Source organism: Streptomyces sp. NPDC107498 (assembly GCF_055582805.1).
Genome location: NZ_JBVJPE010000003.1, coordinates 550,379 through 559,992, shown reverse-complemented (window position 1 = coordinate 559,992; position 9,614 = coordinate 550,379). Strand labels below are relative to the sequence as shown.

Below are 9,614 nucleotides of genomic sequence, written 5' to 3'. Positions count from 1 at the left end.
GAAAAAGGAAAAAAAGACATGTTGCAACAAGCAACACACGTCCAAACCCCCCTTCGCAACCCCCCCCGCCCCCCCCGCCACCGGGTCCTGCACCCCCCCCCCCCCCCCCCCCCCCCCCGGGCCCCGGGCCCATTCCCGTACAGGTTTTCATTTTTCGGCAGCGCTACGCGTGTAGATGTCTCCCTGGCACGATAACTTCGCCCCGCCCTGCCCTCCCGCTCCCACTCCTTCCGGCCAAGGAGAGTGCGTCATCAACGCGTCCAGCCCCCCTGCCGTAGAACTGCACGGCATCACCAAGCGCTTCCCCGGCGTCGTCGCCAACAAGGACATCGCCATCACGGTCCGCAAGGGCACCGTGCACGCCCTCATCGGCGAGAACGGTGCCGGCAAGTCGACCCTCATGAAGATCCTCTACGGCATGCAGAAGCCGGACGAGGGCACCATCGCGATCGACGGCGAGCAGGTCACCTTCTCCACCCCCGGTGACGCCATCGCCCGCGGCATCGGCATGGTGCACCAGCACTTCATGCTCGCGGACAACCTCACCGTCCTGGAGAACGTCGTCCTCGGCGGCGAGAAGCTCCACGGCATCGGCGCCAAGGCGCGGAAGAAGATCAAGGAGATCTCCGACGCGTACGGCCTCGGCGTCCGCCCCGACGCGCTCGTCGAGGACCTCGGCGTCGCCGAGCGGCAGCGCGTGGAGATCCTCAAGGTCCTCTACCGCGGCGCCAAGATCCTCATCCTCGACGAGCCGACCGCCGTCCTCGTCCCGCAGGAGGTCGACGCGCTCTTCGACAACCTGCGCGAGCTCAAGTCCGAGGGCCTCACCGTCATCTTCATCTCGCACAAGCTGGGCGAGGTCCTGAAGGTCGCCGACGACATCACCGTCATCCGCCGGGGCACCACGGTCGGCACCGCCGACCCGAAGACCGCCACCACCAAGCAGCTCGCCGAGCTGATGGTCGGCAGCGAGCTGCCCTCGCCGGAGACCCGCGAGTCGACGGTCACGGACGTCCCGATGCTCCGGATCGAGGGCCTGACCCTGACCGAGGCCGGTGCCGCCTCGGCCGCCCCGCTCACCACCGCCGCCCCGCCGGACCCGTCCGGCTCGATCGCCGTCCAGGAGATCGGCACGGGCCGCAAGCTCCTCGACGACATCTCGCTCACCATCCACAAGGGCGAGATCCTCGGCATCGCCGGTGTCGAGGGCAACGGCCAGACCGAGCTCATCGAGGCCCTGATGGGCATGTCCACCCCCGACGCGGGCGTCATCACGCTCGACGGAGAGGACATCTCCAAGGTCTCCGTGCGCAAGCGCCGCGAGGGCGGCATCGGCTACATCCCCGAGGACCGCCACCGCCACGGCCTGCTCCTGGAGGCCCCCCTCTGGGAGAACCGCATCCTCGGCCACGTCACCGAGGCCCCCAACTCCAAGCGCGGCATCCTCGACCCGAAGGCCGCCCGCAAGGACACCGAGCGGATCGTGCGCGAGTACGACGTCCGCACGCCCGGCATCGACGTCACCGCGGCCTCCCTCTCCGGCGGCAACCAGCAGAAGCTGATCGTCGGCCGCGAGATGAGCCACAACCCCAAGTTCCTGATCGCCGCCCACCCCACCCGCGGTGTGGACGTCGGCGCGCAGGCGCAGATCTGGGACGCGATCCGGGACGCCCGCCGTGCGGGCCTCGCGGTGCTGCTGATCTCCGCCGACCTCGACGAGCTGATCGGCCTGTCCGACACGCTCCGGGTCATGTACCGCGGCCGGCTGGTCGCCGACGCCGACCCCGCCACCATCACGCCCGAGCAGCTGGGCTCCGCCATGACCGGCGCAGCCACCGGCCGCCTCGAAGGCACCGAAGAGCAGTCCGAAGACGGTGACGCCCGATGATGAAAATCGACAAGGACAAGCTGATCATCGGGGCCGCGGGCCCCGTGCTCGCTCTGGTCTCGTCCTTCGTGCTCACCGTTCTGGTGCTGCTCGCGACGGGCCTCGACCCGATCGAGCCGATCCGGCTGATGGTCGAGAACGCCGGGTTCTCCGACGTCCAGGTCCTGATCGTCAACTACACGGGGACCCTCTACCTGGCGGCCCTCGGCGTGGCCATCGGCTTCCGGATGAACCTCTTCAACATCGGCGTCGACGGCCAGTACCGCCTCGCGGCGATGCTGTCGGCGCTGGTGGGTGCCGCCGTCGACCTGCCGGGTCCGCTGCACGTCCTGCTGATCGTCCTCGTCGCCACCGTGACCGGTGCCTTCTGGGCCGGCATCGCGGGCATCCTCAAGACCACCCGCGGCGTCTCCGAGGTCGTCTCCACGATCATGCTGAACGCCATCACCACCTCCCTGGTGGCCTGGCTGATCCTGCCGAAGAACTTCGGCGTCCAGCCCGCGGGCTCCAACGACCTCACCACCGGTCAGATCGCCGAGTCCGGCTGGTTCCCCGGCATCGACATGGGCGAGGGCGGCCAGATCTACGGCTTCACCTTCGTCGCGCTCGCGCTCGGCGTCGTCTACTGGTTCGTGCTCAACCGCACCAAGTTCGGCTTCGACCTGCGCGCCACCGGCGAGAGCGAGTCCGCGGCCCAGGCCAGCGGCGTCGACGCCAAGAAGATGATCCTCACCGCGATGCTGATCTCCGGCGGTCTCGCCGGTCTGTCCGGCATGCCGATCCTGCTCGGCGAGACGCACACGTACAGCCTCGCCTTCCCGGTCGGCGTCGGCTTCACCGCCATCACCGTCGCCCTGCTCGGCCGCAACCACCCGGTCGGCATCCTCTTCGCGGCCCTCCTCTTCGCGTTCCTCGAAAAGGCGTCCTCCAGCCTGGACATCGCGGGCTACCCGAAGGAGATCACGCAGATCATGCAGGGCATCATCGTGATCGCCGTGGTCGTCTCCTACGAGCTCGTCCGCCGTTACGGCCTCCGCCGCCAGCAGCAGAAGGTCGGCGAGGAGCTCGCCGCCGGCGGCGCCATCAAGACCGACAAGGAGGTGGCGGCATGAGCACCGGCACCGTTGCCAAGCCGAGCGCCGCGCCCAAGAAGGCCGGACGCCGCAAGCTGACCTGGCCCTGGATCCTGCTGATCGTCGCGGCCGGCCTCGTGCTCTTCTCACTGGTCCGGGTCGTCTCCGGCGCCAATGACCTCACCTCCGTGGGCCAGGTCTCCGGCGCGCTCCAGCTCGCCGTGCCGATCGCCATGGCCGGTCTCGGCGGTCTGTGGTCCGAGCGCGCGGGCGTCGTCAACATCGGCCTCGAGGGCATGATGGTCCTCGGCACCTGGTTCGGCGCCTGGGCGGGCTACCAGTGGGGCCCGTGGACGGGCGTCGTCGTCGGCATCCTCGGCGGCGCGCTCGGCGGCCTGCTGCACGCGATCATCACCGTCACGTTCAACGTGAACCACATCGTCTCCGGTGTGGCGGTGAACATCCTGGCGGTCGGCTTCACCCAGTACCTGTCGAACTTCACCTTCGACAAGGCCGAGGGCGGCTCCTCCAAGCAGTCCCCGCGCATCGACCCGATCACCGACATCACCATCCCGGGACTCTCGGACTGGCTGGTGGACCTCCAGCAGAAGCACTGGTTCCTGATCTCGGACCTCGCCGGCATCCTCGGCGGCCTGGTCACCCACCTGTCGCTGCTGACGATCGTGGCCGCCCTGCTCATCCCGGGCACCTGGTGGGTGCTCTGGCGCACGGCCTTCGGTCTGCGGCTGCGCTCCTGCGGCGAGAACCCGGTCGCCGCCGAGTCCCTGGGCGTCAACGTCTACAAGTACAAGTACATCGCCGTCGCCGTCTCCGGCGCCCTCGCCGGCCTCGGCGGCGCCTTCCTGGCGATCGTCTCCACCGGCATCTACCAGGAGGGCCAGACCGGCGGCCGCGGCTACATCGGTCTCGCCGCGATGATCTTCGGCAACTGGATGCCCGGCGGCATGGCCATGGGCGCCGGCCTCTTCGGCTTCACCGACAGCCTCAAGCTGCGCGGCGGCGCCGAGAACGTCCATGCGCTGCTGCTGCTCGTCGCGCTGCTCCTGGTGATCGCCGCCCTGTGGCAGATGTACCGGAAGAAGTGGGTGGTGGCCGCGATCGGCGCCGTCTTCGCCGTCGGCTTCTTCCTCTGGTACGTGCTCACCGACGAGGTCCCGAGCCAGTTCGTCGACGCCGCCCCGTACATCACCACCCTGCTCGTGCTCGCCCTCTCGGCGCAGCGCCTGCGGATGCCGAAGGCGGACGGCCTGCCGTACCGCAAGGGCCAGGGCAAGTGACGCCCGCCCTCCCCGAGCCCGACTGGGACCTCCTGCGGGAGACCGCCCGCGAGGCGATGTCCCACGCGTACGCCCCGTACTCGGGCTACCCGGTCGGCGCGGCGGCCCTCGTGGACGACGGGCGGGTGGTCTCCGGCTGCAACGTGGAGAACGCCTCCTTCGGCCTCGGCCTCTGCGCCGAGTGCGGGCTCGTCTCGCAGCTCCAGGCGACCGGCGGCGGGCGCCTGACGCACTTCGTGTGCGTGGACGGCCGGGGCGAGTCCCTGGTCCCGTGCGGGCGCTGCCGGCAGCTGCTGTACGAGTTCGGCGGCCCCGGGCTCGTCCTGGAGACCCCGGCGGGGTTCCTGACCCTGGCCGAGATGCTCCCGCAGGCCTTCGGCCCGGACCACCTCGCCAAGTAACACCTCGGAGCGGCCCTTCCGGCACGATGGGAAGGGTCGCTCCCCCTTTCCCCCTCTATGCGCGTAGAAAGAGGCACCACCATGGACGTCATCTCCGTCATCCGCACCAAGCGGGACAAGGGCGAGCTGAGCCCCGAGCAGATCGACTGGGTCATCGACGCGTACACCCGCGGTGCGGTCGCCGACGAGCAGATGTCCGCCCTGGCCATGGCCATCCTGCTGAACGGCATGAACCGCACGGAGATCGCCCGCTGGACCGCCGCGATGATCGCGAGCGGCGAGCGCATGAACTTCGACTCCCTCTCCCGCCCCACCGCCGACAAGCACTCCACCGGCGGCGTCGGCGACAAGATCACCCTTCCGCTCGCCCCGCTCGTCGCGGCCTGCGGTGCGGCCGTGCCGCAGCTCTCCGGCCGCGGCCTCGGCCACACCGGCGGCACGCTCGACAAGCTGGAGTCCATCCCCGGCTGGCGCGCGCTGCTCTCCAACGAGGAGATGCTGCACGTCCTCGACACCACGGGCGCGGTCATCTGCGCGGCGGGCGACGGCCTGGCCCCGGCCGACAAGAAGCTGTACGCGCTCCGCGACGTCACGGGCACGGTGGAGGCCATCCCGCTGATCGCCTCCTCGATCATGTCGAAGAAGATCGCCGAGGGCACCGGTTCGCTCGTCCTGGACGTCAAGGTCGGCACCGGCGCCTTCATGAAGAACATCGAGGACGCCCGCGAGCTGGCGCGGACGATGGTCGGCCTCGGCACCGACAGCGGGGTGAGGACCGTCGCGCTCCTCACCGACATGTCCACCCCGCTCGGCCTCACCGCCGGCAACGCCCTGGAGGTCCGCGAGTCGGTCGAGGTCCTCGCGGGCGGCGGCCCGAAGGACGTCGTCGACCTGACGATCGCCCTCGCGGCCGAGATGCTGGCCGCCGCGGGCATCAAGGACGCCGACCCGGCGAAGGCCCTCGCGGACGGCTCGGCGATGGACGTCTGGCGCCGGATGATCGCGGCCCAGGGCGGCGACCCCGACGCGACCCTCCCCGTCGCCCGCGAGCAGCACGTCGTCACGGCCCCGTCGACCGGTGTCCTCACCCGCCTCGACGCGTACGACGTCGGCATCGCCGCCTGGCGCCTGGGCGCGGGCCGCGCCCGCAAGGAGGACCCGGTGCAGGCGGGCGCCGGCGTCGAGCTCCACGCGAAGCCGGGCGACACGGTGACGGCGGGCCAGCCGCTGCTGACCCTCCACACGGACACCCCGGAGAAGTTCGACTACGCCCTGGAGTCCCTGTCGGGGGCGTGGGACATCGCGCCGGAGGGCACGGCGTTCACCGCGAACCCGATCGTCCTGGACCGCATCGCGTAAGTCGGGGCACACGCCCACGGCGCCTCCGTGCGAACGGGACCGGTGGACCCCCACCGGTCCCGTTCGGCATGCGGGGACCGGCGTCGCACGGGAAAGGGAGACCGCCACGCGTCATGGGCCGAGCCCAGGGCCTCGTGCGGTGCGCCCGCCGGGGCGCGGAAGCCGATGAGTTACGGGCGCCGCGCCGGTCTCCCCGTCGTGGACACTTCTCGCGCCCTCGAACTGCGGCTCTCCGGGCCGCCCGCGCCCGACGACGTCGGGCGGCTCTGCGCCCTGCTCGACGCCGCCGAGCCGACCGTCGTCGTCTGCGAGATCGGCGGCCTCGCGCCCCCCGGACTCGCCGCCGTCGACGCCCTCGCCCGGCTGAAGCTCGTCGCCCGACGGCGAGGGCACCACCTCCGCTTCGAGGGAGCCGGGCCCGACCTGCGGGCCCTGCTCCGACTCGCCGGCCTGGCCGGGACCCTAGGCGTCTAGCCGCGCCGGCAGGTCGAAGAGCGGGAACCAGCGCTCGGTGTCCAGGAAGAAGTCCATCCCGGCGACCTTGCCGTCCCGCAGCTCCAGGACGATCAGCGCCCACGGGCTGAAGCCGCCCGCCGGGTCCGGGTGGTAGTGGGCGAAGGCCGGGGAGCCGTTCGCCACGGTCGCGACCAGCTTCGAGCCCCGGCACACGTCGCCGACGCCCAGCATCCAGCCGACGATGTCGTCGTGGCCCTGGAGCCACAGGTCGTACGGCGGCATGGACATCGTCGCGTCCTCGTGGAGGAGCGCCGTCAGCGCCTTCATGTCGTAGCCCTCGAAGGCCGCGACGTAGCGCTCCAGGAGCGCCTGCTGCTCCTCGTCCAGCGGGTTCGCCGGGTCGGAGGCGGCCGGCGCCTGCTCGGCGAGGGTCGCGCGGGCCCGCTGGAGGGCGCTGTTGACGGAGGCGACGGAGGTGTCGAGGAGCTCGGCCACCTCGCTCGCCCTCCACGCGAGGACCTCGCGCAGGATGAGCACCGCCCGCTGCTTGGGCGGCAGGTGTTGGAGCGCGGCCACGAAGGCGAGCCGCACGGTCTCGCGGGAGACGGCCGTCTCCGCCGGGTCGCCGGCCGAGGGCAGGACCCGCCCGTCGGGAACGGGCTCCAGCCAGGTGATCTCCGGCTGCTTGACGAGCTGTGCCCGTGCGACGGGCGTCGGCCCGGTCAGGTCCATGGGCCGCGCCCTCCTGTTCCCCGCGTGCAGCGCGTCCAGGCAGACGTTGGTGGCGATCCGGTACAGCCAGGACCGCAGCGAGGAGCGGCCCTCGAAGGAGCCGATGGCCTTCCAGGCGCGGACCATCGTGTCCTGCACCGCGTCCTCCGCCTCAAAGGAGGATCCGAGCATCCGGTAGCAGTAACCGGTCAGCTCCCTGCGGTACTTGTCGAGATCGTCGGTCGTCGCGGTCACGGCGTCGCTCATCGGGTCCACACCCCACTCACCCTCACCGGCACCCGTTCGGTGCCGGTGAGAGGGAAGCTACCGCAGCGGACTGACAGCCGGGGTCAGGTTCCCGGCTTGCGCCCGTAGACGAAGACGTCGTCCCCGTTCCTGAGCAGGTTCCAGTACGCCTTGGCGTCCTTCGACGTCATGTTCACGCAGCCGCCGGAACCCGGCGGGTTCCACATGGACTTGGTCGTCGAGTGGAAGGCCTGCCCGCCGTCGAAGAACTGCGAGTACGGCATGGAGACGTGGTAGAGCGTCGACCAGTGGTTGATGTTCCGCCAGTAGATCTTCTTGAGGCCGGTACGGGTCTCGGTGCCGTCCTTGCCCGTACGGACCGGCACCGGGCCGTACTTCAGGCGCGAGCCGTCCTGGATCCAGCTCAGCTGCCGGGTCAGGTCGACGCAGGCGATCCGGCCCTTGTTCGTCGGACACTTGCGGTCCTTGTTCGGGTTGGTCCCGGCCGCCTTCTGCTGGATCATCGTGTTCATGGTGCGCCAGGTCAGCGGCCCGGCGTACCCCACGGTCGGGGTGATGCCGTGCTTGCGCTGGAAGGCCTGGATCGCCTGGCAGTCGGCGAGCGACTGGCGCCCGTCGACCGGCCGTCCGAGGAACTTCTCCACCTGCTTCTGGTACGGGCCCGTCGTCACGTTGCAGGACGCCGCCTGCGCCGGGGCCGTACCGAGCGCGATCGTCACCGGCACCACGAGCGACGTGATGCCGGCGGCGATGCCCGCCCTTCTTCCCGCGAGCCGCGCGATTCGTTTCATGATCTTCAACTCCCCCTAGGGTCCCTGTGTTCGAGGACGTACGGGGGAGTGTGACGGTTGCGGTCCGGATTGGGGAGTCCCCGGGGACGGCCGGTGGCCGGTTCCTACGCCGCCGCCGGGTGCAGCCGCCGCGCCTCGACGCGCGCGCTGTGCGAGCCGTACAGGGTGACCGAGACGACCCCGAGGACCGCGACCAGACCGATCAGGACCGTGCCCGCCCAGCCGCCCGCGTGGAAGGCGATCGCGCCGAGCGTGCCGCCCGCGCTGCTGCCCAGGTAGTACGCGGACTGGTACAGCGCCGAGGCCTGCGCGCGGCCCGTCTTCGCCGTGCGGCTCACCGAGGAGGAGGCGACCGCGTGGCCCGCGAAGAAACCGGCCGTGATCAGGACCAGGCCCGCGAGCACGGGCACGAGCGCGTCGGACAGCGAGAACAGCAGGCCCGCCGCCGTCGTCGAGACCGCCAGGTACAGCGCCCCGCGCCGGCCGAGCCGCCCGACGAGCTTCCCGGCCGCCGCCGAGGAGACCGTACCGACCAGGTAGATCAGGAAGATCGATCCGATCACGCCCTGCGGCAGCGAGAACGGGGCCTCCACCAGGCGGTAGCCGATCACCGTGTACACGGCGCCGAAGACCGTCATGAACAGCGCGCCGATCACGTACAGCCGCATGAGCAGCGGGTCGGAGAGGTGGCCCCGGACGGTCCGGGCGAGCGCCTTCGGGTTCAGCGTGCCGGGGACGAAGTGCCGGGCCTTCGGGAGCAGCGCCCGGAAGACGAGCGCGCAGGCCAGGGAGGTCAGGCCGACGGCGGCCAGACCGGCGCGCCAGCCCCACAGCTGGGCGACCCAGCCGGTCACGAGCCGTCCGCTCATGCCGCCGATCGAGTTGCCCGCCACGAAGAGGCCGATCGCGCCGATCAGAGCCCGGGGCCGCACCTCCTCGGCGAGGTACGCCATCGCGGAGGCCGGGAGGCCGGCCAGCGCGGCGCCCTGGACGGCGCGGAGCGCGATCAGGGACGCCAGGTTCGGGGCGAGCGGCACCAGGAGCGCCACGGCGACCGCGACCGAGAGGGAGGCCGTCATCATCGTGCGCCGCCCGAAGCGCTCCGAGAGGGCGCTGAGCGGCAGGACGCAGAGGGCGAGGGCGGCGGTGGCGGCGGAGACCGTCCAGGAGGCGGCGGAGGCGGTGGCGCCGAACTCGGCCGAGATGGCCGGGAGGAGGGCCTGCGTGGAGTAGAGGAGGGCGAAGGCGGCCAGCCCGGCGGCGAAGAGCGCGAGGCTCATCCGGCGGTGGCCGGGGGTGCCGGGGGCGAGGCGGGTGTCGGCGGACGCGGTGGTGGCGGCCGCCTTGGTACTGGCGGAAGGCATGCCACG

The 9,614-nt window shown here is 71.1% G+C and carries 9 protein-coding genes; 6 read left to right on the top strand and 3 right to left on the bottom strand.

All coding sequences use genetic code 11. From position 1 onward, the window contains the following. The first annotated feature begins 175 nt into the window (after nucleotides 1-175). The 6 genes from ACZ66Z_RS08305 to ACZ66Z_RS08280 all read left to right on the top strand — a co-directional run bounded on the left by ACZ66Z_RS08305 (nucleotide 176) and on the right by ACZ66Z_RS08280 (nucleotide 6,493). Entirely contained in the window at nucleotides 176-1,888 is a 1,713-nt protein-coding gene (locus tag ACZ66Z_RS08305; RefSeq protein ID WP_469933180.1) for an ABC transporter ATP-binding protein, read from the top strand. Then, nucleotides 1,885-3,000 (top strand): ABC transporter permease, encoded by a 1,116-nt coding sequence (locus ACZ66Z_RS08300; RefSeq protein ID WP_469933179.1) that lies wholly within the window; start codon nucleotides 1,885-1,887, stop codon nucleotides 2,998-3,000. The genes ACZ66Z_RS08305 and ACZ66Z_RS08300 overlap by 4 nt, the downstream gene beginning before the upstream one ends. Further along, a complete protein-coding gene (locus ACZ66Z_RS08295) occupies nucleotides 2,997-4,259 on the top strand; it encodes an ABC transporter permease (protein WP_469933178.1) in 1,263 nt (420 codons plus the stop codon). Before ACZ66Z_RS08300 ends, ACZ66Z_RS08295 begins: the two co-directional genes overlap by 4 nt. Then, nucleotides 4,256-4,660: a cytidine deaminase gene (locus tag ACZ66Z_RS08290; protein WP_469933177.1), complete on the top strand. Its 405-nt coding sequence runs from the start codon at nucleotides 4,256-4,258 to the stop codon at nucleotides 4,658-4,660. The genes ACZ66Z_RS08295 and ACZ66Z_RS08290 overlap by 4 nt, the downstream gene beginning before the upstream one ends. A gap of 81 nt (nucleotides 4,661-4,741) precedes the next feature. Beyond that, on the top strand, nucleotides 4,742-6,019 hold the full coding sequence (locus ACZ66Z_RS08285; RefSeq protein WP_469933176.1) for a thymidine phosphorylase: 1,278 nt from the start codon (nucleotides 4,742-4,744) through the stop codon (nucleotides 6,017-6,019). A 198-nt stretch (nucleotides 6,020-6,217) separates the two neighbouring features. Next, a complete protein-coding gene (locus ACZ66Z_RS08280; protein ID WP_469933175.1) occupies nucleotides 6,218-6,493 on the top strand; it encodes an STAS domain-containing protein in 276 nt (91 codons plus the stop codon). Here the strand turns inward: ACZ66Z_RS08280 and ACZ66Z_RS08275 are convergent. The 3 genes from ACZ66Z_RS08275 to ACZ66Z_RS08265 all read right to left on the bottom strand — a co-directional run bounded on the left by ACZ66Z_RS08275 (nucleotide 6,482) and on the right by ACZ66Z_RS08265 (nucleotide 9,608). Beyond that, the gene (locus ACZ66Z_RS08275) at nucleotides 6,482-7,453 is read right to left on the bottom strand and encodes a sigma-70 family RNA polymerase sigma factor (protein ID WP_469933174.1); all 972 of its coding nucleotides are present in this window, start codon (nucleotides 7,451-7,453) and stop codon (nucleotides 6,482-6,484) included. The two genes, ACZ66Z_RS08280 and ACZ66Z_RS08275, sit on opposite strands and share 12 nt — an antisense overlap. Before the next feature lie 83 nt (nucleotides 7,454-7,536). Continuing rightward, nucleotides 7,537-8,244 (bottom strand): L,D-transpeptidase family protein, encoded by a 708-nt coding sequence (locus ACZ66Z_RS08270; protein ID WP_469933173.1) that lies wholly within the window; start codon nucleotides 8,242-8,244, stop codon nucleotides 7,537-7,539. A gap of 104 nt (nucleotides 8,245-8,348) precedes the next feature. Beyond that, entirely contained in the window at nucleotides 8,349-9,608 is a 1,260-nt protein-coding gene (locus ACZ66Z_RS08265) for an MFS transporter (protein WP_469933172.1), read from the bottom strand. Between the last annotated feature and the right edge of the window lie 6 nt (nucleotides 9,609-9,614).

Excerpts from the sequence above, each read along its gene's own strand:
- ACZ66Z_RS08270 (WP_469933173.1), bottom strand. The coding sequence starts at position 8,244 with ATGAAACGAATCGCGCGGCTCGCGGGAAGAAGGGCGGGCATCGCCGCC.
- ACZ66Z_RS08285 (WP_469933176.1), top strand. The coding sequence starts at position 4,742 with ATGGACGTCATCTCCGTCATCCGCACCAAGCGGGACAAGGGCGAGCTG.
- ACZ66Z_RS08265 (WP_469933172.1), bottom strand. The coding sequence starts at position 9,608 with ATGCCTTCCGCCAGTACCAAGGCGGCCGCCACCACCGCGTCCGCCGAC.
- ACZ66Z_RS08275 (WP_469933174.1), bottom strand. The coding sequence starts at position 7,453 with ATGAGCGACGCCGTGACCGCGACGACCGACGATCTCGACAAGTACCGC.
- ACZ66Z_RS08300 (WP_469933179.1), top strand. The coding sequence starts at position 1,885 with ATGATGAAAATCGACAAGGACAAGCTGATCATCGGGGCCGCGGGCCCC.
- ACZ66Z_RS08305 (WP_469933180.1), top strand. The coding sequence starts at position 176 with ATGTCTCCCTGGCACGATAACTTCGCCCCGCCCTGCCCTCCCGCTCCC.
- ACZ66Z_RS08295 (WP_469933178.1), top strand. The coding sequence starts at position 2,997 with ATGAGCACCGGCACCGTTGCCAAGCCGAGCGCCGCGCCCAAGAAGGCC.